The sequence below is a fragment of the Sphingobium sp. B2D3C genome, assembly GCF_025961835.1.
In the GTDB taxonomy this organism is placed as follows: Bacteria; Pseudomonadota; Alphaproteobacteria; order Sphingomonadales; family Sphingomonadaceae; genus Sphingobium.
Genome location: NZ_JAOQOK010000001.1, coordinates 768,648 through 792,701, shown reverse-complemented (window position 1 = coordinate 792,701; position 24,054 = coordinate 768,648). Strand labels below are relative to the sequence as shown.

The following is a 24,054-nucleotide window of genomic DNA, read 5'->3' as shown; positions in this document are numbered from 1 at the left end:
GTGTTGACGGGCAACGGCAAGGGGCGCGGGCAATCCCGCCGCCCATGCGCTGGCGGTGGGCGACGAATTGATCTTGCGCAAGGCGCGCTATCGTTCCGTCCGGCACGATCGGATCATTGCAAGCCGGACAAGACCCAGGAGAGCAACATGACCCTTGATACCCGCGAAACGCTCGACGACCTGTTCCCGCATGACCATGAGGTGCTTCACGCTCTGAAGCTCCACAACGCGCATTTCCGCACCCTTGCCGAGCGCCACCACCTGCTCACGCGCCAGATCTACCGGATCGAAACCGATATCGAGCCGGCCTGCGACGAGCATCTGGAGGACCTCAAAAAAGAGAGGCTGGCGATCCTGGACGACATGTCGACCCTGATCGCCCAGCAGCGTAGCTGAGGTACGCCGCGCCTGGCCTTAAGGCTGGGCGGGCTCGGCCGCTGGCTTCGCGACGGGATCGCTCTTGCTGCCCTTCAGGCGCGGGAACAGCAGCCCGAAGAGATGATCGATCGCGAAGATGGTGATCAGCGCGGTCATGAACATGGTCAGCCCGGCGAAATCATGCAGGAAGCCCTGCGCCGCTGCCTCACCGCCATGATAGGTCAGCAGCACAAGCAGCACGATCCGCACGAAATTGGCGAACACGGCGACCGGCACGATCGCCACGATCATCAGCAGCGCGTAGCGCACATTGGCGTGGTGGCGCAGATAGACGTAGAATAGCGAGATGGCGGAGAGCGAGATGAGCGAGTTGAGGCCCGCGCAGGCCTCCGCGACAAGCAGCTGATACTGGCCGACCTGAATGGTAACGCCCGACGAAGCGACCGGATAACCGACCAGATACAGGAAGCCGACGGCGGATTCGGACAGCATGATCTTGAGCGGATTGGTGACCATGGCCACCAGCGTCTCAGGCGGCGGAAGCACGAACAGCAGGTAGATGAGCGGGAACCAGAGCCGCTTGAGCGCCTCCCAGCCGATGGCGCTGAACAGCGCCGCGACGACCAGGCCATACATGAGAAAGCCCTCTGTCTCGACGATGTTGCTGACACGCGAAACGAAGTAGAGCGGCAGGAGAATCGCAAAGGCAATGGCAATGGGAAGCCCCGGCGCCGGGCGCGCGACGGCCTCAGCATTCTGCCATTCCCGCCACAGCAGCCACAAGCCGGTCGCCAGGACGATGGGACCATGCGCGCCCTGCTCCGTCGACCAGCTTTCCCGCGCGACGAGCAACAGCGTCGGAACGAGCACCGCGAGGATACCCGCCCCCAGAACAGGGTTGGCCATCAACCAGTTCAGCAGCTCGAAACGGGTTTTCTTTTCGGTAATCACAGGTGCATTCGTCGCCATTGGAACTCTCAGCTCTTTGACCTGCGCCTAACCCGAACAAGGTTAAGAGCTGATGATGATACGGTCAGTCATCGGGATAATTTTGGTTTACGGTAATTTACCTTTACCGCGATCCCCACCCTCTCGCCAATAGGCAATGGCGCGCGCCTCGACGCTGACGCGCGGCGGTGCCTCGTCATCGCACAGCGGATCATCGAACGCGACATGCGGCACGCAGCGGGCGACGCCTGCGCGGCTATCATGCGTCTTGAAGATGATCGCCTCGTCCGTCGTCATATCCGGGAACCACAGCCAGCGATGTGCCGGGTCGTGCGCGACGACATAGCCCTCGAAGCTCCAGTCGCCCGAGGGACTGTCGAAAATCGCATCGGCCAGCAGCAGTTCTTCCCCCGTGACCGACCGCGCATCGCAGATCGCCAGCGGCACATCCTGCGGGGCGGGCGAGAGAACGCGCCAGACATTGTAATGCGCAGCCCGGACAATGCCCTCCCCGGCGGGCTGACGCTGCGCCGAAAAACCCCGCGCCGTCGCGTCGCTGACATCGACATGGGCAAAGCGCGCGGGATGGCTGTTATCGCTGCTGCCGGCCTTGCCGGAGCGTTCCGAAAAGCGCAGGATCGGCGGACCGGTGACGATCACCACATCCGCCCCCGTCTCGCGCAGCAGCAGCGCTTCGATCTCCTCGGCATAAGCCGGGAAATTGGCCTTGTCGGCAAAGTCGGTGACCGCCGTGGGCGCGTCAACCAGCGCCACGCCGGCCGTGTCGAGGCCGAGCACCTCATGCCGTCCGTCGCTGGCGGCCATGCCGTGCTCCTCGATCACCACCGTATCCCGGCTGTGATCGTTCGCATAATAACGCGGCCGTTCGTCGGTGCGCGCGACATAGTTGATCGTCACAGAGGGCCGATCAGCCCGAATTCTGGTCATCCACTCCTCCGTTCCGCCCGGGGTGTGCCTTTGTCAGGCCCGGATCAATGCTGCTTTCGTGCGATGAACTTTGCCGTCAGCGCGGCTCGAACGCAACGGATGTCCTGATGACATGGAATATTGGGGGCCGACGGTCCAAAGGGACGCGCGTCACTCGGCCTCGCGGAAGCGGATCAGCCCTTCCTGCGCCACGCTGGCCACCAGGCGACCGTCCCGCGCATAAAAATGCCCGCGCGCGAAGCCCCGGCCATGCCCCGCCCAGGGACTGTCCGTGACGTAAAGCAGCCAGTCGCCGCACTCTACATTGTCGTGGAACCAGACGCTGTGATCGATGCTGGCACTGGCCACCCCGGGGCTGCCGATGTGCAGGCCGTGCGGCCGGTAGGCCGTCGCAAGCAGCAGCATGTCGCTGATGAACCCCAGCATCGCCCGCTGCATGGGCTGCTCAAGGCCGAGCGGCCCCTCCCCTACGCGCATCCAGCACAGCTGCGGCGCGGCATCGTGCATCTTGATGATGCCCGACTGGATATCGCCCACCGGACGGAAGCGCACCGGGCTGTTACGCCCGGCAATCCAGCGCAGCACCGGACCGGCCGGGAGATCATGCTGCTCGATGAGATCGCCGAGATCCTTGAGATCATCGGGGTCCGGCACCGGCGGCATGTCGCTCTGGTGCGCCGGACCGCGCTCAGGCTTATGGAAGGACGCGATCATGTTGAAGATCGGCTTCTCCTGCTGCCAGGCCACGATCCGCCGGTTTGAGAAGGCGCGGCCATCCATGTCCGCGTCCACCTGATAGTCGATAGGATAGTCCTCACTGCCCGGGCGCATGAAATAGCAATGCAGCGAATGCACGGGCCGGTCCGCCACCACCGTCTTGGCCGCGGCCGCCAGCGCCTGGCCGACCACCTGCCCGCCATAGACGCGCCCTGCCCCGCCGGGCTTGCGATGGCCGAGGAAATGCCCGGGCTCTCCCGCCGGCTCGACATCGAGTAGGCGGATAAGCCCTGCGGTGAGCATGGACATGGGCGTGGCGTCGCTCGACATGAAGAGCATATCCCGTTCTGTTTCAATCGATTCACCGGCTGGAATGCCCGCGTTTCCCGCCTCAAGGCAAGCGCTGGACGGCGCCCCGCCCATGCCGTAGCGTCGTTTCATGACAGAACTCTTCGCCTTCAAGCTGTTGCGCCCCGAGGAATGGTCGGCATGGCGCGACTCAGGTGTTTTTACCGGCGCCCCAGTCGATCTGGCCGATGGCTACATTCACCTGTCCGCCCGCGAGCAGGTGCGGGAAACCGCAGCCAAATGGTTTGCCGATGTCGATCCGGCCATCCTCGTCATGGTCGATCTGCCGCCGCTGGGCGACACCGTGCGCTGGGAAGTCTCGCGCGGCGGCGCCCTGTTCCCGCACGTCTATGGCCCGATCCCGATGAGCGCGGTTGCCGGTCACAGCAAGCTGCGGCTAGGGGCGGACGGGAAACACGCATTCCCGGCAGGATTTGAAGAACCATGACCCATCAGGTGCACATCATCGGCGGCGGCCTTGCCGGCAGCGAGGCAGCCTGGCAGCTTGCCCAGGCCGGCGTGCGCGTGCGCCTCTCCGAGATGCGGGGCAGCGGCGAACAGACGCCCGCGCATGAGACCGATGCGCTGGCCGAGATGGTCTGCTCCAACAGCTTCCGTTCGGACGATGCCAACAGCAATGCCGTCGGCCTGCTCCATCAGGAAATGCGCGCGCTCGGCTCGCTCATCATGGCGCAGGCGGACAAGTGCAAGTTGCCAGCGGGCTCCGCGCTGGCGGTGGACCGAGACATTTTCGCGCAGGGCGTGACCGCTGCCATCGAAGCGCATCCGCTGATCGAGCTGGTACGCGAGCGGGTTGATGGCATTCCGGCCCATGGCCCGACGATCATCGCCACCGGCCCGCTCACCGCCGCGCCGCTGGCCCAGGCAATCGCGCGGACCACGGGCAAGGACCAGCTCGCCTTCTTCGATGCCATCGCGCCCATCGTCCATGGCGACAGCATCGACATGTCGATCGCGTGGAAAGCGAGCCGCTGGGACAAGGGCTCGCCCGACGGCGACGGCAAGGATTACATCAACTGCCCGATGGACAAGGATCAGTATGATGCCTTCGTCCAGGGTCTGCTCGATGGTCCCAAGACCGAGTTCAAGCAATGGGAGAAGGACACGCCTTACTTCGATGGCTGTATGCCCATCGAGGTGATGGCCGAGCGCGGGCGGGAGACGCTGCGCCACGGGCCGATGAAGCCGGTCGGCCTCGACAATCCCCGCACCGGCCGCTGGCCCTATGCCGTCGTGCAGCTGCGCCAGGACAATGCGCTAGGCACGCTGTGGAACATGGTCGGCTTCCAGACGAAACTCAAATATGAAGCACAAGTCGCTCTGTTCAGGACGATTCCCGCGCTTGAGAACGCGCAGTTTGCGCGGCTGGGCGGACTGCATCGCAACACCTTCATCAAGAGCCCGGAGCTGCTGGACGATCACCTGCGCCTGCGCGCCATGCCGCATGTGCGCTTCGCCGGGCAGATCACCGGTTGCGAAGGCTATGTGGAAAGCGCTGCCGTCGGCCTGCTCGCCGGTCTGTTCTGCGCGGCGGACTTGGGCGGACGTGACATGCCCCTCCCCCCGCCCCAGACAGCCCTCGGCGCGCTGCTCGGCCACATCACCGGCGGCGCCGACGCAGAGAGCTACCAGCCGATGAACGTCAACTTCGGCCTCTTCCCGCCCATCGAGGACGAGAGCGTGCGCAAGAAGCAGCGCAAACAGGCCTATACCGACCGGGCGCGAGAAGCGCTGGCGGGGTGGAAGGCGAGCGCGATCCCCGCTCTCGCAATCTCGGCCTGACGTCACGAAGCCGCATTTGACGGTTGCCCGTCGCACCACGATTACGTAGCTGGACCTTGGGGGCCAACGATGGCTCGTGGTTCGTGGGGGACATCATGGGGAGCACATCCGGCTCGGGGTTCCGCGCCGCAGCATATGCGATCGTCGCAGCAGCATTGTTACCGATCCTGTCACCGCAAATAGCGGCGGGGTCCACCGAAAATGCGCCTGCTGCCGCTCGTGCGCCACTACCAACCGAAGCATTCGCCGCCCTGCCGTTCGTGGAGAAGGCGACGCTCTCCCCCGATGGAACGCATATCGCCGGACTGTTCGCGGTGAACGGCGGCCAGATGATCACGATCCTGCCGGTCGCTGGCGATCGCGCCAACATGCTGCGCTTCGCTGTGCCGAATCTGACGGAAGTGGCGTGGATACGCTGGGTCGGCAACGACCACATCCTGGTCGGCGTTTACGCGCTCGCGCCGGTCGAAGGCAGTGATTGGTATGTCTCACGTCTGCTTTCCGTCAACCGGACAACAGGAAAGATCACCCATCTCATGTGGGATTCCGGCGGCCAGGATGCCGCCAGCGTCATCTGGGCTCCGACCGACGGCAGAACCGAGATCCTGGTTGCGGCCCAGGACAGCATCTACACCAATTATCCCGGCTTTTGGCCGTCCGTCTATCGGCTGAACGTGGCGAACGGCCGCAGGGTGGTCGTGGAAAAAGGCCGGACCAATGTGTTCGACTGGGGAGCGGATTCTCAGGGCCGCGTGCGTATGGCCATCAGTTATAATGATCTGACAGTCCATTCGCGCCTCCTCTATCGCGCGGAGAAGAACGACGTGCTTCGCACGATCGACACGGCCAATCTGGGCGCGGACGAAGACCTCACCGTGCCTTTCTATTTTGTGCCCGGCAGCGACAATGGCTATGTGCTGAAAGCCGGCGACGCCGGTCATCGCAGTGTCTTCGAGGTGGACCTGAGCACCGGCAAGACCCTGCGCACCATCTTCGACAGGGAAGCCGTGGACGACGTGATCCTCGCTCCAGACGATTCCAGCCTGCTCGGCGTGCGGACAACCAGCGACGACGCCCCCTTTCATTGGTTCGATCCCCAATTGAAAGCCTATCAGGAGAAGTTGCAGCAGGCCGCGCCGGGCACGGATGTCGAAATCCTCAGCATGAGCGCCGACCGCAAAAAGATGCTTGTGCGCTTCGGCACGCCCGACAATCCCGGGCTGCTATATTATTTCGACCCGGGCAACGGCAATCTGGCGAAGCTCGCAGAGATGAACAGCCGCATCGGGACCAAAAGGCTCGCGCGCTCCCGCTACGTCCAATACAATGCGCGCGACGGGCTGGAAATCGAAGGCGTGCTCACCATGCCGCGGGGAAAAGCGGGCACGAACCTGCCGTTCATCGTGATGCCCCACGGCGGCCCCTGGGCGCACGACACGCTGACCTATGACTATTGGGTCCAGTTTCTGGCCGAGCGGGGCTATGCCGTCCTGCAACCGAATTTTCGCGGATCGACCGGCTATGGCGATGCGTTTGAGAAAGCCGGCGAGGGCCAGATGGGCCTCGCGATGCAGGATGATGTGACCGACGGCGTGCTCTGGGCCGTCAAGGAGGGCCTTGCCGACCCCAAGCGTGTGTGCATCGTAGGCGCCTCTTATGGCGGCTATGCGGCCATGTGGGGCATCGCAAAAGATCCGGACTTTTATCGCTGCGCTATTTCCATAAACGGGGTCTCGAACGTCCGAAAGGAAGTCAACGACTTCGGCGGCAAGTTGCGCACCAGACTTTATCGGGGTCAGTGGCAGAGGATGTCTGCGGACTTCAGGGGCATCTCACCGGTTTACGCCGTCGATAAGATCAAAACGCCCTTGTTGCTGATCCACGGGAAGAAGGACGTGACGGTGGATCACGCCCAGTCAGCGCGGATGCATTCTGCCATGATCAGCGCGGGCAGACAGGTCGAATTCGTCTCCGTCCCGCTTGCAGACCACTATTTCACGCGCGAAGCGGATCGATTGACGCTCCTGCGCGCGATGGAGGATTTCCTCGCCAAGCATAATCCTGCGGACTGAGCCGCTACGAACGCTTATGAAGCGCCGATGACCTCCCGCCCGCGCTCGACAGGACCAGACACGACACGCTCCTCACAGAGCCTCGCACACCTGCGCGCAGAGAGTGAGGCGCATCGGCTGGATGCGGCGGTCGATGCGCTTATCGGGGAGTGGCAGGCCGTCATTCCGGCGCTGGATTCCGATGCGCGGGCGATTGCGGCGCGGGTCGCGCGGATCGATGATCGGTTGCGCGCGGAGACGGCCGCGGTGCTCAAGGCGTCGGGGCTATCCGATAATGAGTTTCGTCTGCTCGCGGGCCTGATGCGCATCGGCGCGCCCTATCGCGCGGCGCCGACCGACCTCGCCGGGCGCTATGTGCCGGTGACCTCGGGCGGGCTGACCGGGCTGGCGCGGCGGCTGGAGCAGCGCGGCCTGATCCGCCGCGTCTCGCATGCCAGCGACCAGCGCTCGCTGCTCGTCGAACTCACGCCCGACGGCATCGCGCTGGCCGGGCGGACCATGGCCGCCTTTACTGCGACGGAACAGCGCCTGATGGGCAGCCTTTCGCAGGCGGACCGGCAGCGTTGCAACGCGATCCTGCGCAAGCTGCTCCACTCGATCGAGGCCGCGCTGCCCTGAACGCGGGAGTGGTGGCGCCGGTCAGGCTTCAGCGAACTCGACCACCGGGATGGTATCGACAGCCACCGCGCCATCGCCTGCGTTCGCGAGGCGGACGTGGCGCACCCAGGCGGGATCTTCCTGCGGGAAATCGGTGCGCCCGTGGCCGCTGCGCGTCTCCTCGCGGGCGAGCTTGGCCGTCGCCACCAGTTCGGCGGTGAGCGCGAGATTGCGCAGTTCCTCGGCGGCGACCAGATCGGACTGATCGACATCGGTCGCAGCGATGCGCTGGATCTCCTGAAATTTGGCGATGGCATCGGTCAACTGGGTGCGGTTGGACACCACGCCGACCTGCGCCCACATGATCTCGCGCACCCTCTCGAACAGGGCGACAGGATCCTGCGCGCCCGTGCTGCGCGCCAGCCGCGCTGCCTCGGCCTCCACCGCAGCGGCATCGAGCGCGGGCAAGTCAGTCGTCTTCGCCCGCTGGGCCGCGCTCTGCCCGGCGATTCGGCCGAAGGTCTGCGTCTCCAGGAAGCCGCAGCCCTGCATCCGGTCGCCGCCATGAATGCCCCCGGACGCCTCGCCCGCTGCATAGAGGCCCGGCACCGCCGTCGCAGCGGTCACATCGATGCGCGCGCCGCCCATCAGGCGCTGGAACATGAGGGTGATCTCCACGATCTGCCCGCCCTCATAATTGCCGACCGGCGCGCGGGAGCGGGCGACCTGCCCGTCTTCGACATGCCAGACGACCGGCCCGCGCCCCTCAAAATTCTCGGTATAGACGGCGCGCGCCATCATGTAGCGCGGGGCGCATTCCATATTCTCGGGATCATATTTCTCCATGATCCGCTCGCCGAGCGCGTTCACATAGGCGGCGCCGTAGATCGGCCCGGCGGGCGGCGAATCGCGGAACTGGACGAACTCCATGTCGATCAGCGGCGCGCCGGCATGGAACGCCAAGCTGTAGGAGTCGCCCGTGGTGCGGCTGCCATGTTCGACCACTTCGTCGCAGAGCTTCGTGTAGAGCCGGTTCACCCCGCCCGAGGCAAGCACGACGGCCTTGGCGCGGATGATGAAATGCTCGCCATCCGGGCCGACCGCATATGCCCCCACGACAGCGCCATCGCTGAGCAGCAGGCGCGTGATCATGGTTCCTTCCTGCAGCGTCACGCCGGCATCGATCAGGCCGGTGCGCATGGGCGCGATGACATTGGCGTGCTTGCCCTTGCCCAGGCCCTGCGCCTGCAAGGTCCGGCGCACGGAATGGCCGGCGCGGCGGGAGATGAACCAGCTCCCATCGGCATTGCGGATGAAGGGCACGCCGCGCTTTTCCATATCCTCGGCCAGAAAGCGCCCATGCTCTGCGCATTGCGCCACCAGATCGCGGTCGCAAATGCCGCCGCTGGCCTTCGCCCAATCCTCGACGAACAGCGCGGAGCTATCCGCCTCATCCAGCAGCGGCACGCTGAAGCCGACCAGCGCGTGCGGGCTCGAGCCGCTATCGCCGACCGTGCCCTTGTCCACCAGCATCACGGCCACGCCCGCCGCCGCGGCCTCCAACGCCGCGCGCGTCGCCGCGGAGCCGCCGCCGATCACCAGAACATCCGTCACCATTTCGCGGGCCACTGCGCATCTCCTAAAACCATCATGGGGGCACCGAGCGCAGCAATGGCGCGCGCGGTGAGTTGCCCTGAGGGTATTTTCACCCCCGCCGCCTGTCAATATATCTTAGCACTAAGATAATTCTGGCCTATGACGAGCGGATGGAAAGCATGATAGAGACTGCCGGTCGTGACTGAAAAACAACCCCTCCCCGATGGCACCATCATCGTTGAACTGGCCCGCTCCGGCCTGGAACTCACAGTGGCGCCGGGCCAGTCGATCCTCGAGGCGGTGCGCGAGGCCGGTGTTCCGGCCAGCTCAAGCTGCGAGCAGGGCACCTGCGGCGCCTGCGCAACGGAAGTGCTCGCGGGGACGCCCGAGCATTTCGACGCGGTGCTGACACCGCAGGAGAAGCGCGAGGGCAAGATGATGATGATCTGCTGCTCCGGCGCGCTGACCGAGCGGCTGGTGCTGGACCTTTGATGAGTGACCAACCGGGCGACTTGCCGGATGACAGCGGATAACTCGTATGGTATACATAATCGTCTACCAATGATTCAGGAGAGGTTTGCTGCGTCCGCCTCCTGGTCCTGTTGCGGGAGCCCCGGTTGCCGCGATCAAAATATTGATGGAGTGGTGAGTGCTCTCGATCCTGAAAAACACCTGGTACGCCGCAGCCTATTCCCATGAACTCGGCGAAGGCACGCTGGCCCGCACGCTGATCGACCAGAAGGCCGTGCTGTTCCGCGACAGCCATGGCGAGGCGGCTATGATCCTCAATCGCTGTCCGCACCGCTTTGCGCCGCTCTCCGCCGGCCGGATCATCGATGACACGCTGGAATGCCCCTATCACGGCCTGCGCTTCAACCGGGATGGCGAATGCGTGCTCAATCCGCACAGCAAGACCAAGGCCGGCCTGCCCGCCGCAAACATTCGCGCCTGGCCGCTGCTGGAGCGCTACGGCATCATCTGGTTCTGGCCCGGCGACCCCGCAAAGGCTAACCCGGCGCTGCTGCCGGTCATCGATTTCCTCGAACAGCCCGATGACTATGCCGTGGTGCGCGGGCTGTTGCACGTGAAGGGTCATTATGAGCTGGTGGTCGATAACCTGCTGGACCTCAGTCACGCCGCCTTCATCCACCCGCAGTTCAGCGGGGGCAATTACACGCCAGAGCAATTGCTCGCCGCCACCACGCAGCGGCTGGAGCGCGGCGATCGCTGGATCACCAATCATCGCATCCGCAGCGGCCTTGGCCCCTCCTCGGCGCATGTCGGCCTGTTCGGCATGGACCCCAAGGTTGTAGTGGAGACCGACACCACCATGACCTGGCATCCACCGGCGATGCTGGATTTCAAGCTGGGCAGCTGGGAGGTCGGTCAGCCGCGCGAGAGCGGCGCGCATATTCCGCAGCTCCATATCATCACGCCGGAGACCGAGTTCACCTCCCATTATTTCTTCGTCAACGGCCGCAATCGGCGTCGCGATGAGCCGGAGGTCGACCAGGCCCTGCTCGATTTCTTCGACATGGCTTTCCGGCAGCAGGACGAGCCGATGATCGAAATGGTGCAGGAAAATATGGGTGCCGTCAGCGACATCAATGAGTTGAACCCGATCCTGCTTGCGACGGATACGGCGCCGGTTTCCGCGCGCCGCATGTTGGCCGATCTCATCGCCCGCGAACGCGCCGAGGAGGCCGCCGCCTCCCTGAATGCTCCGCGCGCACCCGCGGAGATGGCGCACTGAAGCTCTCGCGCGCCCACAGGTCAAATATTAGAAAGGCGCGCGACCACATGGCATTGACGACGCCAGATTAGTATACTATTTTTTATATTGTTTGCTGCCTAACCGAAGCTTCCCACAGAAGAAAGCGGGGTTGGACCAGCCGCTGCCTGTCCTGCGAGTCTCGCGACACACTGGATCGGGCGCCTGAGGGGAGACGGTCTTCAATGCGCATGCTGCTATCTGCAATCGCCCTGGCCCTGGCCGGCCTCACGCTGGGCATGCCGGCGCGCGCGGCAGAGCCGGAAAAGATCGTCGACTCAAGCTGGACCGATGTCGGCAAGACCGGTTACGCCACCAAGCGTCTCGTCCTCGCCTCCGCCTGCCCGGAAGCCTGCCCCTGGGGCGAACTGGGCGAATTCGTGCGCGATGCGATGGCGCCGGAAGGCTATGAGATCATCCTCTGCCGCAATTGCAACCGCACCGAAGGGCCGCGTCTGGTGGGCAAGGCCGCCCTGCCCCCGCCCCTGAAGGAAGGCGATGTACGCCACGGCACGACCCAGCGGATCAACGCCCCCATCGACTTCGGCATCACCGAGGCATCGATGATGACCTGGGCCTATCGTGGCCAATATATCTATGCCAAGGACGGTCCCTATCCCGCGCTGCGCCTCATCGCACGGATCGAGGACCCGACCTATCTGCTGGTCGCGGTCAAGCCGGAACTCGGGATCAAGAGCCTCGCTGAAATCCGCGCCCGCAAGCTGCCGGTGCGCATTCTCACCGATGGCCAGCCGAGCGAGGCGCCCGTGCTCGCTTATTACGGCCTCGATAAGGCCAGCGTGGAGAGCTGGGGTGGCTCGATCCAGAGCCCGCACGACGTGACCGCGGAAACCCCATTCGACGTCGTCATCTCCAGCCTCGCCAGCCCGGCGAACAACCCTGAGTCTTCGTTCTGGACGACGCTGACCGTCGCGCACAAACTCCACTTCCTCGATCTGCCGGACGATCTGCTCGACAAGATGGTCAAGGAGGCTGACATGGTCCGCACCACCGCCCGCTGGGGCGTGCTGCGCGGGGTGGATCGCGCGATCAAGACGGTCGGCCGGTCCGGCGAAGTCGTGTTCGGTCGCGCCGATATGCCGGATGACATTGCCTATGCCGCCGCGCGCGGCATCGACCGGGCACGCGGCGAGCTCAAATGGTTCGTGCGGCCCTATTCCATCGATCCACGCACGGTCGGCGACGGCAAGGGCGTTCCGCTGCATCCCGGCGCCGCGCGCTATTATCGGGAGATGGGCTACATCGACTGATCGGGCGGCTCGCAAGCCCCGGACATGACCCGCGTATGACACCACCAACGACCCAGGGCGAACGACCCCAAGGCGCTCGCCAGCAGAAAGAAGCACCATGCCCTCGTCACCCAAGCCGCTGACCACTGGCTTCATCGTTCCGGCCGCGCTGAGCGGCGCCATCGGCCTCTATCTGGCGTTCGGCAAGTTCGACACGTTCATGTTCTTCGGCTTCCCGATCCTTGCCGGTATCGTGGGCGCGCTGATCCTGCGCCGGCTGGACCCGAAGCGTACGACGGCGGACCATGTGACCGATGCGATGCGCATCTATTTCGGCCTGCATCTCATCTGGTCCTCCTCGCGCTACTGGCTGACGGACATGCAGCCGGTCGTGCCCCACCCCATCGGCGGACCGTTCATCCAGTCGCTGCTCGATATGGGCCTCTTCCCGGGCATCAAGGCCATGGAGGGCCTCGTCGGCATCGTGCTGCTGACCAACCGGTTCGTGCCGCTGATGCTGGTGCTGCAGGTGCCGACCAGCTTTACGATCTTCTACCTCAACGCCATCGTCGTCGGCCTGCCGCGCCAGCTCATCACAGGACCGCTGGAGATCGGCGTGAACTGCGCCCTGCTGCTGGCCTATTTCCGCTATTACCAGCCGTTCCTCACCGCGCGCGCCTATGCCGCGCCGCCGCGTTTCATGGGCGAGAGCGCGCTCGACAGGCAGGAGCCGCCCCGCCCCCTTTGACACCATCCGCCGTGAGCGCGCGACACCAGAATCGCCCCCGGCCACAGACCAACGCCTGACACGGAGAGAGAGCAGCATGGCATCCTTCACCCCAGCAGCCGGCACGGCACTGCCAGCCGAGCCCAGCGGCGCGGCGTCAGCTGTGGTATCGCATGATCTGGGCACGGCCATCGACAATGCGGCCTGGAGCCCGTTCCAGAAGTTGCTGCTCGGCTGCTTCGCGCTGGTCTTCGCGGTCGACGGGCTGGCCAACCAGTCTCTCGGCATCGTGCTGCCGGCGCTGATTGCGGATTGGGGCATTCCCCGTGGGGCGTTCGCGCCGGTGACGGCTGCCAATCTGGCCGGCGTCGCATTGGGCTCGATCATCGGCGGGATCATGGGCGACCGGATCGGCCGCCGCTGGGCCTTGATCGTCGCCATCCTGCTGTTCGGCCTGATGACGGTGGCCGGTGGCTTCACGCATGACGCCACGCAATTGCTGCTCGTGCGCTTCCTCGATGGCCTCGGCATCGGCGCGGCGATCCCCAATGGCGCCGCACTTATTTCCGAATTTACGCCGGAAAAGCGCCGGGGCCGCGCCATTGCCATCGGCATGGTGTTCATTCCCATTGGCGGCATCATCGCCGGCGGGCTCGGCGCCTCGGTGCTGGAGATGTTCGGATGGCGAACCCTGTTCTTCGTCGCAGGCGCCCTGCCAATTCTGCTGGCCCTCGCCTTCATCGTCTTCCTGCCGGAATCGCCAAGCTTCCTGCTGCGCGCGGGCCGGCATGAAGATCTGGCACGACTGCTCAAGCGCTGCCGCATCTCGCATGACCCGGCCCATCGCTTCGATGCACCGCCGCCAGCCAGCACGGTCATCGCGCCGCTGCGCCTGCTGCTCTCGCCGGCGCTGCGCCACCAGACCCTGCTGCTCTGGGGCGGTTTTTTCACCTGTCTGATGGCCTCCTACACCATCTTCAGCTGGGTCCCGACGATGCTGAGCACATTAGGCTTCGATCTCACCATGACCAGCCTCGGCATCACCACCTTCCATATGGGCGGCGTGGTCGGCGCACTGTTCAGCGGCATTCTGCTCGATCGCACCGGATTCAGCCGCGCGCATATGGGTCTGGCGGGTGCCGCTGCTCTGCTCGCGGGCGTTCTCGCCGTGCTGCTCGGCAGTGATGTCGTCTCGGCGCTCATCATCCTGCCGGTGATGGTCGCGCTCGGCTTCTGCATGGCAGGGCTGCACAACACGCTCTACACGCTCGCCGCCACGGCCTACCCCACCGCAGCGCGGGCGACCGGCGTGGGCGTCGCCTCCGCCACCGGGCGACTGGGCGCAGTGCTCAGCTCGTTCACCGGCGTCATTTCGCTCGATCTGGGCGGCTCCTTTGCCTTCTTCGCCGTCGTCGCCGTGCTGCTCGCCCTGTGCGGTCTGGCCGGATTTGCCGCCCGCGCCCGCCCCTCGGCCAGTGCTGCCTGAATGGAGATTCCCATGAAGACGATCCCTCTCCTGCGCCGTAGCGGGCTTGCCGCACTCCTCCTCGCCGGAACTGCCGCCCCGCTGGCCGCCGACACCGGCGCCGCGCCGCAGGTGACCATCCGTCAGGGCGCGCTGAAAGGTGCCGAAGCGGACGGCGTGCGCAAGTTCCTCAACATCCCGTTCGGCGCATCGACCGCCGGCGAGCAACGCTGGAAAGCACCGGTCGCGGCCTCCGGTTGGAGCGGCCTGCGCGATGCAACGCAGTTCGGCCCGATCTGCCCGCAATGGCGCTCGCCGGTCGACCAACGGCCGATGAGCGAGGACTGCCTTTCGGTAAATGTCTGGACGCCAGCCGACCACCAAGGGCCGCTCCCGGTGATGGTGTGGATCTACGGCGGCGGCTTCCTGGGCGGCTCAAACCGCGAGCCGGCTTATGACGGCACGGCGCTCGCGAAAATGGGTGTGGTGCTGGTGACCCTTAATTACCGCGTCGGCCCGCTCGGCTTCATGGCACATCCGGGTCTTACCGCCGAAGCGCCTTACAAGGCATCGGGCAATTACGGCATTCTCGACCAGATCGAGGGGCTGAAATGGGTGCGCGACAATATCGCGGCCTTTGGCGGCGATCCGGGCAACGTCACCGTGTTCGGCGAATCCGCCGGCAGCACCGCGATCAGCATCCTGCAGGCTTCGCCCCTGGCCAAGAGATTGTTCCACCGCGCGATCGGCGAGAGCACGTCCCAGTTCGATCCCGATGGTGGCCTCGTCGGCCGCAAGGACATGCGCGAGGCGGAGGCTTATGGCGCGGACTTTGGCCGCAAGCTCGGCGGCGAAACAGTCGCGCAGCTCCGCGCGCTGCCGATGGACGCGTTCACCAAGGAACTGGCCTTCTTCTGGCCCACCGAGCGCGACGGCTATGTGCTGCCGGACATCGTCTACAACATCTTTGCTGCGGGCAAGCAGAACGACGTGCCCACACTGGTCGGCTCCAACTCCATGGAGGGATCGAACATCCGCAAGGATTGGGTGCAGCGGTCTGATGCTAACGGCGCGGCTTACGACCGGATTTACGGGGCATCCAAGGATCAACTGGGCCAATCTTCGACCGATGCCGTCCAATGGCAGATGCGCAGCTGGGCCAAGCTTCAAGCCAAGACCGGTAAGTCCGGTGCGTGGCTCTACTGGTTCGATCAGCCCTGGCCCGGCAAGCCGGAAATGGGTGCCTTCCATTCAGCGGAGATCGTCTATGTCTTCCGCAACCTGCAGGTCGAGGATCAGCCGTGGACGCCTGAGGATCACAAGCTCTCAGACCTTGTCTCGCATTATTGGGTGAACTTCGCGCGCACCGGCAATCCCAACGGCCCCGGCCTGCCGGAATGGCCGCGCTATGACGATGCCCAGCCCAAGCTGATGCGCCTCTCCCCGCAGCCGGCCGTCATCGGCACCCCGCGCGCAGAGGCGCAAGCCTTTCTCGACAGCTATTTCAATGCGCGACGCTAGCGATCCTACTTCGGGCGCCGGCGCCGGATCGCGTCAGAGGACCGCAAAGGATGTGGTTGTGATCGACTGCGGCTTGTTGAGCAGGATCGCGAAATCGATCAGGTCGTTCGCTTCGTCGCGGTAACTGAGCGTTCCGCTGCCGGTATCGTAAATGACGAACAGGTTGGGATCCGCAGACTGGGTCGAATAACCGAAGTGACCGCTCAGATCGCTGAGGTTGCTGAGCCGGTCAAAAATGCTCTTGTCGAGCGCGATGACGTCACCCGCGCTGACAGAAAAGTCGCTAATTCGGTCGACATTGCTCGGCCCCAGCGCGGTGTTGAAGACGAACTGATCGGCTGCGCCGCCCCCGGTCAGCAGGTTAGAGACATGGTTGCCGATGATCGTGTCGCGGCCTCCCCCGCCGATCGCGTTTTCGATCACGGCCCCCGCCGCGATTGTATATCCTCCGGATATGGCAAGATTCCGCGATACATAAAGTGTGGGGTCGACGCCGGCCGTGAGCGGATAGGCATTGAGGTTGATGACGCAGTTGAGCGAACTGCCCGCATTGCTGATCGTGTCCACGCCCCCCGCATCCCAGATGCATGCCCAGCCCGTACCCGACTTGCTGGCGGTGGGCAGCGTGTAGACGTCGTTACCGGTTCGGTATGAGAGATTGGCGCCATAGATCGCCTGTATCGCAGCAACATCGAAGACCATCGGCGTCTTCGACAAGCCCCATGCGTAACTGTTTGGCGGCGCCTTCACATCCCAGCCGAAATTGTAGGCCATGATAGTCCAGATGCCCTGATTCAGGTCCAGCGTCCCGAGCGCATAGGCATCATTGGCCGCTACGCCCGGAAATTGGGTCTGCGTGACGCCGTTGATGGTATCCGTGAAGGGGTGGCCTAGGCCAAGGGCATGGCCGAGCTCATGCACCAGCGTGTCGAACGCGAGGCCCCCTTCGCTCAGATTCTGCCAATAGGATATCTCATAGTTGAAGCGGCCGACCTGCGTGGCATTGTATCCGCCGAAGGGAATGGTGAAGTCGGCCAGAATTCCAGGCTCGGTCCAGGTCGAAGCGGGCGATTTTTCGAGAGCGATATTCGCGCCGCCCGCCGCTTCGCCATAGTCATCCGTCTCCTGAAAGTCCAAATTCGCGATATTCTCGTAGAGAGCCAATGCCGATCGCACGGCGCTCTTCTCACTTTCCGACCAGGCAGACGCGCCCGAGCCGGCGGAGAAAGAATAAGTGATGATGCCACCGGACCAGCCGGTCTCACCGATAATCAGGGCGTCGACATACTCACTGCCATAGCCGGAGGCCGCGACATCGTTGGTCGTGTAGGCTTGTGCATTGATCTGCAACGGAACGGTGGTGCTCGCAGAATTACCCGCGTCATCGCTGACGGTGGCCGTAAATGCCTCCGCCCCGATGCCGAATGACACGATGTCCGCGTGCGTGAGATTGACGGCCCATGCCCCGGCGGCATCCACCGTCACAACCCGCTGTTCAGAGGCCCCGAAGGTGATGGCGACCTTGCTGCCGGCTGTGCCTGTTCCGTGCAGACTGGTCGCGCCCTGCTGAAGGACAGAAGCGCCAGCCACCGGACTCGTCACGAGGTTGATGATCGCCCCCGTCGACGGGTTGATCGAACTCGCGATCGGATCGAGAAAGCCCGATATCACAGGCGCCACCGGCGGCGTGGAATCGATGGTCAGGACAGTCTCACTGTGCCCGGCTTCGGACAGGTTCCCTGCCGCATCGCGCTGCCGGACCTGAATCTGATCGGCCGCATAGGTTCCCGTAGCAAGGCTGAAGGTCTCCCCCTCGCCCTTGAGCCAGGTCTGTCCGCCGTCGATGCTGTATGTCCAGGATGCTCCCGCCTCCAGAAGCGTGACCAGAATATGGCCGTCATTGGTCAGGCCGTCGGTCTGGGATGTCCCGTTATCGTTGGCCAGCGATAGCCGGGGCGCCACGGGTGCGACCAGATCGACGAACACGCTCGGATCAAAGCCGGCGAGATCCGCTAGAGCGACGTTGGCATCCGCCTTCACCCCCTGGCCGGCCACCTGCGAGCGCACAGCCCCATCGGCGAACACCAACAGATCGTTGAGCGTGCCGCCGCTGGATGCCACGACGATCGTCTCGACGTGCCCGCTCACAGTGCGGGTGAGCGTCAGGCGCGCGCCGGTGAGGGTCTTGGTGTAGTCGGCCCATTGTCCCCGGAAGTAAACCACATCCACGCCGCCGCCGAGCGAGGCAGCGTCGATCGTGGTTCCCTCGGCGACGTACACCCTATCGACACCGGCACTGCCGAGGATCTGGAACGCGACGCCCGGCTTCGAAGCGGCGACCGTCTCGCCAGCAGGGTTGAAGCATCCGATCTTCACTATGGCGTCCAGAACGGCGCCGCGCGCGGCCGCGCCTTGAGGGGCCAGTGAGGTTTCGCCCGTCGGCACTGGAGCCGCCGTTCCGTCTGCAACATGCGTGTAAAGGGCGTTCACGCTCACGCTGCCATCTGAAAACACCAGCACATCGGGTGCGGTCGTCGCGTTGGCGCCTGCCACATGGACGGTCTCCACTTTACCGTCCACCGTGCGCGTCAGGATCAGCGTCGCGTTATTGCGACTCAGCGTGTAATCGGAGAGCTGACCTTCGACATAAATGCGGTCCGCTCCGCCTCCTGTATTCAAAACATAGCTCGCCCCGGGGCGGACAAAAACAGCATCGATCAATGAGGAGCCGAGAAACTGGATGTCCTGACCATCCAACGCCAATCCACCATATGTCACAATGAAATCGATAAACGCGAGGCCATCACCTCCGATCTTCATCATGATGTATTTAGAGGTCTTCATTGAATCCCAGGTTGGTTAAGATCGTTATATTTAATTAACAATCGTTAAATAAAATATTTAATTTACTTCGACTTTATCTCTCTCGGACGCACCGGATTCCGCAAAATTGTAGAGACAGTCATTTACATACATTGACTTTACATGTCAGGAAATAGACCATTATTTCCGTCGCACTTATAAATAAGCGCAATCCACCACCACGCTAAGGGTGAGTTGCGGCGCTTTCGGAAAGCGGCAGGAAGCTGATTAGCCGGGTGTCATCGTCAGATCGGCGAACCAAGCTGCCGCGATGGGCTCCAGCACCCGCGACCCAGCTTGTTCTACAGGTCGCGCTCCGCCAGCCAGCGGGCGATGAAATCGGCGATCAGATGATTGTTGGTCTCAGTCGGGAAGCCATGGGTGTTGCCCACGAAGCCATGCGCGTCGAGCGGGACGAGATCGACCGAGACGCCCGCCTTCTCCAGAAACTGCGCGGTGCAGTGGTCATAGCCGGCATGATAGGACGCCCCGCCGACCAGCACGATCACCGGCACCTGCGCCAGATTGACCAGCCGGGGCATTTTTCCCGCCACGGTCCAGCAGCCCACCTTGTGGCCATCCTCCGGCGGCAGTTGGGTGAGTGGCCCGAAGTCGCGCAGTTCCGTGACCGGCGGATCGAAGCGCAGACCGGCATAAGTGATGCCGAAGGGCCGCGCGACCGGATCGCCCGGCGCGCCCATGGGCGGGGCGTTGTAAAAAGGCGGGCCATTCGGTTCGGCGGCGACGATGGCTTTGACTAGGCCGGGCCGGGCATCGGCGATCTGCCAGCCTGTCGTCCCCGCCCGCGAATGGGTGACGAGAATGGCGGGGCCGATCCGGTCGAGCAGCGCGGCGCCCGCCTCCCGGTCCAGCCGGTCGACATAGAGGCTGACCGCCAGGGCATCGCCGGGCGCGCCGAAGGGCACCTCGATGGTCGATTGGCGCGCGCGACGCATGTAGGCGGTGGCCGGATCGTCAGGGGCGTTCGTGCCGGGCAGATGCGCTGGCTTGCTGGTCGGCGGAGGCGGTGCCGCCTGCCCCTCCCGCGCGGGAAGTCCGGCGGGAGGCATCAGCTTGCGCCCGTCGACCGCCTCATAATGCGGGGAGCGGCCGAGCGTCGGGCGATCCACCACATAGACGGCATAGCCCTTGCGCAGGAACAGCGTCGCCCAACCCTCGCGGCCATCCGGCGTACTCCAGAAGCTCGCCCCGCTGGAAGCGCCGCCATGAAAGAATATCAAGGGATAGGGATGCGTCTGCTGCGCCGGAATCTGATATTCGACATACATGGCGCCGGCGATCACCGGCCCGTCCGGCGTCTGTGCCTCATGCCCACCGACGAAGAAATTGCCCTGCCGCGCAATAACGAGCGGCTGCGTTGCAGCGGCGCTCTCCTGCCCGGACGCAGCAGAAAGCGGCAGGGTCGCCAGCAGACAGGCGAGCAGTGGCAGGCGGATGGACGTCATACCCGCTCAGCGCCGAAGATAGACAGTAAGGTAGGTGATGCCGATGGCCGCGGCTATGCCCATAAGCGCGGCGAGGCCGTGCCGCGCGGGCACCATGCGCAAGCCGTGTGCGGCGGTTGAACCGCCGGGCGGGCCTGCGCTCCACGCCAGCATCGGACGATAGCGATGGAGATAGCCGAATGACATGACCGCGTTCAGCCCGATAATGACCGCCGCCACACCCATGCCGAACGGACGGCCATGCGATGCCGTGACAAAGGCAATCATCAACGTAATCGGCCAGGCGGCGACAACTGCCAGCGCCGCGAACAGATCGAGCAGCAGGGCCAGGCCAATGGTGACTTCCAGCGCCTTGACCAGCGCCATCACCCCGGACTCTGCCAGCGCGGGCACGAGACCCGGCCCCGGCTGGATCGACCGGTCCAGATAGAATTCCAGCCAGTAGTTCAAACCGTGGAACAGGAACCAGCCGCCATAGAGAAACTGGCAGGCATAGACGACACTGCCGAAGGTCGTGCGCCCACCGGTGCGCGAAGCGACTGTGCTGGGTGCCATGGCGGATCGCCTCCCGTGCAACTGACGGACCGGACGAAGCCCTTGGGCTTCGTCCGGGCGCCCCCCTCAGCCGTTAGAACTTCTTCGAGAGCTGGAACGAGATGTACCGGCCCATCGAGCTGGAGTAGCTGGAGTCGAACCGGATCGGCGTGGCGCCGCCCGCATTCACCACCAGCGGCGGATCGGCATCGAACACGTTGAGGACGTTCAGCGATGCCGCCAGACCATTGGTGATCATCGATCCGGTTTCGCCGAAATTGTAGCGCAGGCTGAGGTCCACCGTCGTGATCGGATCGATGTTCTGATACTGATCGGGCACGGCTGCCGGCAGGAAGTCGCGCGTGATCGTGCGCGAATTCACATAGTTGAGGAACACGGTGCCGGAGAAGCCGCCGATGTCCACGCCCGCTTCCACCTTGCCGGTGAAGCGCGCCGGATAGCCAAAGTGGTTCACCTCATCCTTGAGCGCAACGCCGGGAACCGGCGAGGTCTTGTAGTGGAGGACATAGTTGGCCCGGGCGCCGAAGCGGAAATCGATGCCATTGCCATAGAGTGTATAGTCGAGCGAGACGTCGAAGCCGTCCGTCTCCACCACGCCGCTGTTATTGCGGCGCGCGTCGACAATGGCGATGACGGTCGTCGGATCGACCAGACCCAGCACCGGCAATTGCGGATCGGCTGTGATCTGGTTCCAGTAAGCGACATACTGGGCCAGCGTCTGGTTGGTCTTGTTCGGGAAGTAGACCGGGTTGAAGACGATGAAATCGTCATAGGCGCCCGAGTTCAGCACCGCGCCGATCGGCGCGTTGTAGGCGGCGGTATCCACCTTATCCTTGTAGACGATATTGTAGTAGGTCAGGCTGAAGTTGAAGCCCTTGGCCAGTTCTGGCGTCAGGTCCATGCCCAGCGACCAGGTGGTGGCTGTCTCCGGCTTCAGGTCCGGATTGCCGCCAATCGGATAGACATATTGGAACGAGCCCGCAGCGGGCGACAGACCCACGGCCGAGCCGCTGCCGGTGCGCGGCAGGAAGCCGGCGGTGGCATATTTGTTGACGTCGACCAGCGAGGGTGCGCGGAACGACGTGCCATAGCTGCCGCGGAACTGAATGCCCGACGCCGGGGCGTAGGTCACACCGAAGCGCGGATTGGTCGTCGAGCCGACGTCGCTATAGCGATCGTAGCGGACGGCGGCGTTGAACTCGAGCTTCTCCAGGCCCGGCCGGGCGTTGTCCGGACCGAACAGCGGCACATAGGCTTCTGCATAGACCGAACGCACGTCGCGCTCGTTAGAGGTCGGCACACCCGCGAAGGTATCGACATTCGCAGTGCGCGTGTTGGAGAGCTGGCCGTTGCCGAACAGATAGTCAAAGCGGATCTCACCACCGACCGACACGCGCACGTCACCGCCCGGCAGGCGGAAGAGCGAGCCGCCGATATTGGCCGAGCCGCCATAGCTGCGATTGAACACTTCAAGTTCCGTCTGCGCGCGGAAGAGCGCGAGAGTCGCCTCGGAATTACAATCGAACTGCTGCCCGTCGCAGAACGGGTTGAAGAACGGCACGCTCGCCGGCTTGGTGGTGCCGGCGACGGTAGCGCCGAGCGCCCGGTTAAGGCCGTTGGTATTGAGCTGGTTGGTCGCCAGGCTGTAGCCTTTGTTCTCGCTGTAATAAGCGGTGACGTTGGCGTTCCAGCTGTTGCTCAGCTTCATTTCCAGCCCGCCCGAAAGCGACCATATCTGCTCATAGCCTGTGATCGTTTGCGGCCCCAGGTCCTCAAGGAAGCTGTAGGGCACGCTCAGCGTCCCGTTGGCCGGGCAATTGAGCGTGGCACTATCGTCCACCTTGCCGGCCGCGCACGGGCTGAACGGGTTGGTGCTCGGCACCGAGAGCGTCGCTGTCGAGGCGATGCCGCGGTTGGTCAGTTCACGCCGCGAGAACAGGCCATCGGCCACGAACGTCACGTTATCATCGAAGTCCTGACGGAAGGTGCCCACCACCGTGTGGCGCTCCCCGGAGGGAATGGCATCGGCGCCGATCCAGGCGTTTTCGCGATTGGCGGCAGTGGTCAGGTCGCCCAGCGTCACGTCCGTGCCATTTTGCCCCGCGGGGATGCCGTAGATCGAGCCGGGCGCGAACTGCACGTTGCCCGGATTGGTGAGCACCGGGTTCGGCGCGCCGCCATAAGGCGAGAGGTCGCTGTTATACAGGTTCGGCCGGTCCGCAGCTTCCAGCGCGGTGCGGTTCTGATACTCGTAGGCGAGGAAGAAGCCGCCGTTGGACCAGCGCCGCCCGAAGGCGACCGAGCCGATATACTCCTCTACGGAGTCGGCAAAACCGGCGCGAGCCTGCACCTCGAACACATTGTCCGGCCGGCGCATGATGAAGTTGACGACACCGCCGACCGCATCCGACCCGTAAATGGCCGAACCGCCGTCCGCGACAACTTCGATGCGCTCCAGCGCGATGGCGGGGATGTTATCGGCGTCGAAGAGCTGGCCATTGGCGCCCTGCGGGGCGACACGGTGGCCGTTCACCAGGCTGAGCGTCGAGGCCGTGCCCAGACCGCGCAGGTTGATCGACTTGGCGGCGAAGGAGTTGAGCGAGGTGTTCTGGATGATCGATCCACCCTGCTGCTCGTTATTGCCGCCAAAGTTGACGATCTGGGGGAGCTTGCGGAGCGCGTCGTTGGTGGTGCTGACGCCGAGCTTCTCGATCTCCTCGCGACCGACGGGGATGACCGGCGAACCGACCGGCGCGACGCCCTTGATGCGCGTGCCGGTCACGATAATCGCGGCATCCGCGGCATCCGTAGAGCTGCCCTGCTGGGGCGATGCATCCTGCTGCGCCATGGCGGGCGCTGCGCCGAGCGCCGCCAACACCAGAACCGAAGCGGAGACCGCCAGTTTCAGACCCGTCCGTTCGCGGACAGAAAAATTCCGTGCCTTCATCTCATCTCCCTCCCCTTGCTCCCGATCATGGCCGGGATGCCTGAGCGACTGGCACCTCGCCAGACCGCCGAATTCATCGGTAT

The 24,054-nt window shown here is 64.1% G+C and carries 19 protein-coding genes; 11 read left to right on the top strand and 8 right to left on the bottom strand.

From position 1 onward, the window contains the following. Positions 1–147: 147 nt before the first annotated feature. Positions 148–396, top strand: coding sequence for a YdcH family protein (locus tag M2339_RS03620; protein ID WP_264578577.1), 249 nt, complete (start codon positions 148–150; stop codon positions 394–396). Positions 397–414: 18 nt separating this feature from the next. Here M2339_RS03620 and xrtV read toward each other — a convergent pair whose 3' ends face one another. The 3 genes from xrtV to M2339_RS03605 form a co-directional block, all read right to left on the bottom strand. Next, positions 415–1,347: an exosortase V gene (gene xrtV / locus M2339_RS03615; RefSeq protein ID WP_264587473.1), complete on the bottom strand. Its 933-nt coding sequence runs from the start codon at positions 1,345–1,347 to the stop codon at positions 415–417. 87 nt (positions 1,348–1,434) lie between these two features. Beyond that, complete coding sequence (locus M2339_RS03610; RefSeq protein ID WP_264587474.1) at positions 1,435–2,274, bottom strand: CmcJ/NvfI family oxidoreductase; 840 nt, start codon at positions 2,272–2,274, stop codon at positions 1,435–1,437. 150 nt (positions 2,275–2,424) lie between these two features. Continuing rightward, the gene (locus M2339_RS03605; RefSeq protein WP_264587475.1) at positions 2,425–3,432 is read right to left on the bottom strand and encodes an acyl-CoA thioesterase; all 1,008 of its coding nucleotides are present in this window, start codon (positions 3,430–3,432) and stop codon (positions 2,425–2,427) included. Between M2339_RS03605 and M2339_RS03600 the strand changes: the two genes are divergently transcribed. The 4 genes from M2339_RS03600 to M2339_RS03585 all read left to right on the top strand — a co-directional run bounded on the left by M2339_RS03600 (position 3,431) and on the right by M2339_RS03585 (position 7,832). After that, positions 3,431–3,787 carry a DUF952 domain-containing protein gene (locus M2339_RS03600; RefSeq protein WP_264587476.1) on the top strand — a complete coding sequence of 119 codons (357 nt, stop codon included), beginning with the start codon at positions 3,431–3,433 and terminating at the stop codon, positions 3,785–3,787. The two genes, M2339_RS03605 and M2339_RS03600, sit on opposite strands and share 2 nt — an antisense overlap. Next, entirely contained in the window at positions 3,784–5,142 is a 1,359-nt protein-coding gene (gene trmFO / locus M2339_RS03595) for a methylenetetrahydrofolate--tRNA-(uracil(54)-C(5))-methyltransferase (FADH(2)-oxidizing) TrmFO (RefSeq protein ID WP_264587477.1), read from the top strand. Before M2339_RS03600 ends, trmFO begins: the two co-directional genes overlap by 4 nt. A gap of 95 nt (positions 5,143–5,237) precedes the next feature. Beyond that, positions 5,238–7,214, top strand: coding sequence for an alpha/beta hydrolase family protein (locus M2339_RS03590; protein ID WP_264587478.1), 1,977 nt, complete (start codon positions 5,238–5,240; stop codon positions 7,212–7,214). Positions 7,215–7,241: 27 nt separating this feature from the next. Beyond that, positions 7,242–7,832, top strand: a complete 591-nt coding sequence (locus M2339_RS03585) for a MarR family winged helix-turn-helix transcriptional regulator (RefSeq protein WP_264587479.1) — start codon at positions 7,242–7,244, stop codon at positions 7,830–7,832. Positions 7,833–7,853: 21 nt separating this feature from the next. On the opposite strand, the gene M2339_RS03580 is transcribed toward M2339_RS03585, so the two are convergent. Then, a complete protein-coding gene (locus M2339_RS03580; RefSeq protein WP_264606156.1) occupies positions 7,854–9,440 on the bottom strand; it encodes an FAD-binding protein in 1,587 nt (528 codons plus the stop codon). A 165-nt stretch (positions 9,441–9,605) separates the two neighbouring features. Here M2339_RS03580 and M2339_RS03575 point away from each other — a divergent pair, with 165 nt between their 5' ends. The 6 genes from M2339_RS03575 (at position 9,606) to M2339_RS03550 (ending at position 16,141) form a co-directional block, all read left to right on the top strand. Beyond that, positions 9,606–9,899, top strand: coding sequence for a 2Fe-2S iron-sulfur cluster binding domain-containing protein (locus M2339_RS03575; RefSeq protein WP_264570766.1), 294 nt, complete (start codon positions 9,606–9,608; stop codon positions 9,897–9,899). A gap of 157 nt (positions 9,900–10,056) precedes the next feature. Beyond that, positions 10,057–11,160, top strand: coding sequence for an aromatic ring-hydroxylating dioxygenase subunit alpha (locus M2339_RS03570; protein WP_264587481.1), 1,104 nt, complete (start codon positions 10,057–10,059; stop codon positions 11,158–11,160). 209 nt (positions 11,161–11,369) lie between these two features. After that, positions 11,370–12,449: a TAXI family TRAP transporter solute-binding subunit gene (locus tag M2339_RS03565; protein WP_181560099.1), complete on the top strand. Its 1,080-nt coding sequence runs from the start codon at positions 11,370–11,372 to the stop codon at positions 12,447–12,449. Positions 12,450–12,546: 97 nt separating this feature from the next. After that, complete coding sequence (locus M2339_RS03560) at positions 12,547–13,176, top strand: dipeptidyl peptidase 3 (RefSeq protein WP_264587482.1); 630 nt, start codon at positions 12,547–12,549, stop codon at positions 13,174–13,176. Positions 13,177–13,252: 76 nt separating this feature from the next. Further along, on the top strand, positions 13,253–14,641 hold the full coding sequence (locus M2339_RS03555) for an MFS transporter (protein WP_264570770.1): 1,389 nt from the start codon (positions 13,253–13,255) through the stop codon (positions 14,639–14,641). A 12-nt stretch (positions 14,642–14,653) separates the two neighbouring features. Continuing rightward, positions 14,654–16,141 carry a carboxylesterase/lipase family protein gene (locus M2339_RS03550; RefSeq protein WP_264587483.1) on the top strand — a complete coding sequence of 496 codons (1,488 nt, stop codon included), beginning with the start codon at positions 14,654–14,656 and terminating at the stop codon, positions 16,139–16,141. Between the two features lie 33 nt (positions 16,142–16,174). On the opposite strand, the gene M2339_RS03545 is transcribed toward M2339_RS03550, so the two are convergent. The 4 genes from M2339_RS03545 to M2339_RS03530 all read right to left on the bottom strand — a co-directional run bounded on the left by M2339_RS03545 (position 16,175) and on the right by M2339_RS03530 (position 23,971). Continuing rightward, on the bottom strand, positions 16,175–18,964 hold the full coding sequence (locus M2339_RS03545; protein ID WP_264587484.1) for a M10 family metallopeptidase C-terminal domain-containing protein: 2,790 nt from the start codon (positions 18,962–18,964) through the stop codon (positions 16,175–16,177). Between the two features lie 341 nt (positions 18,965–19,305). Continuing rightward, a complete protein-coding gene (locus M2339_RS03540; protein ID WP_181560104.1) occupies positions 19,306–20,469 on the bottom strand; it encodes a hypothetical protein in 1,164 nt (387 codons plus the stop codon). A gap of 6 nt (positions 20,470–20,475) precedes the next feature. Further along, complete coding sequence (locus M2339_RS03535) at positions 20,476–21,024, bottom strand: hypothetical protein (RefSeq protein WP_264587485.1); 549 nt, start codon at positions 21,022–21,024, stop codon at positions 20,476–20,478. A gap of 73 nt (positions 21,025–21,097) precedes the next feature. Then, a complete protein-coding gene (locus M2339_RS03530) occupies positions 21,098–23,971 on the bottom strand; it encodes a TonB-dependent receptor domain-containing protein (protein WP_264587486.1) in 2,874 nt (957 codons plus the stop codon). Positions 23,972–24,054: the final 83 nt, after the last annotated feature.

What these genes read in the sequence shown, in the direction of transcription:
- M2339_RS03620 (WP_264578577.1), top strand. Translation starts at nt 148, where the DNA reads ATGACCCTTGATACCCGCGAAACGCTCGACGACCTGTTCCCGCATGAC.
- xrtV (WP_264587473.1), bottom strand. Translation starts at nt 1,347, where the DNA reads ATGGCGACGAATGCACCTGTGATTACCGAAAAGAAAACCCGTTTCGAG.
- M2339_RS03610 (WP_264587474.1), bottom strand. Translation starts at nt 2,274, where the DNA reads ATGACCAGAATTCGGGCTGATCGGCCCTCTGTGACGATCAACTATGTC.
- M2339_RS03600 (WP_264587476.1), top strand. Translation starts at nt 3,431, where the DNA reads ATGACAGAACTCTTCGCCTTCAAGCTGTTGCGCCCCGAGGAATGGTCG.
- M2339_RS03605 (WP_264587475.1), bottom strand. Translation starts at nt 3,432, where the DNA reads ATGAAACGACGCTACGGCATGGGCGGGGCGCCGTCCAGCGCTTGCCTT.
- trmFO (WP_264587477.1), top strand. Translation starts at nt 3,784, where the DNA reads ATGACCCATCAGGTGCACATCATCGGCGGCGGCCTTGCCGGCAGCGAG.
- M2339_RS03590 (WP_264587478.1), top strand. Translation starts at nt 5,238, where the DNA reads ATGGGGAGCACATCCGGCTCGGGGTTCCGCGCCGCAGCATATGCGATC.
- M2339_RS03585 (WP_264587479.1), top strand. Translation starts at nt 7,242, where the DNA reads ATGACCTCCCGCCCGCGCTCGACAGGACCAGACACGACACGCTCCTCA.
- M2339_RS03565 (WP_181560099.1), top strand. Translation starts at nt 11,370, where the DNA reads ATGCTGCTATCTGCAATCGCCCTGGCCCTGGCCGGCCTCACGCTGGGC.
- M2339_RS03560 (WP_264587482.1), top strand. Translation starts at nt 12,547, where the DNA reads ATGCCCTCGTCACCCAAGCCGCTGACCACTGGCTTCATCGTTCCGGCC.
- M2339_RS03555 (WP_264570770.1), top strand. Translation starts at nt 13,253, where the DNA reads ATGGCATCCTTCACCCCAGCAGCCGGCACGGCACTGCCAGCCGAGCCC.
- M2339_RS03550 (WP_264587483.1), top strand. Translation starts at nt 14,654, where the DNA reads ATGAAGACGATCCCTCTCCTGCGCCGTAGCGGGCTTGCCGCACTCCTC.
- M2339_RS03545 (WP_264587484.1), bottom strand. Translation starts at nt 18,964, where the DNA reads ATGATGAAGATCGGAGGTGATGGCCTCGCGTTTATCGATTTCATTGTG.
- M2339_RS03540 (WP_181560104.1), bottom strand. Translation starts at nt 20,469, where the DNA reads ATGACGTCCATCCGCCTGCCACTGCTCGCCTGTCTGCTGGCGACCCTG.
- M2339_RS03535 (WP_264587485.1), bottom strand. Translation starts at nt 21,024, where the DNA reads ATGGCACCCAGCACAGTCGCTTCGCGCACCGGTGGGCGCACGACCTTC.
- M2339_RS03530 (WP_264587486.1), bottom strand. Translation starts at nt 23,971, where the DNA reads ATGAAGGCACGGAATTTTTCTGTCCGCGAACGGACGGGTCTGAAACTG.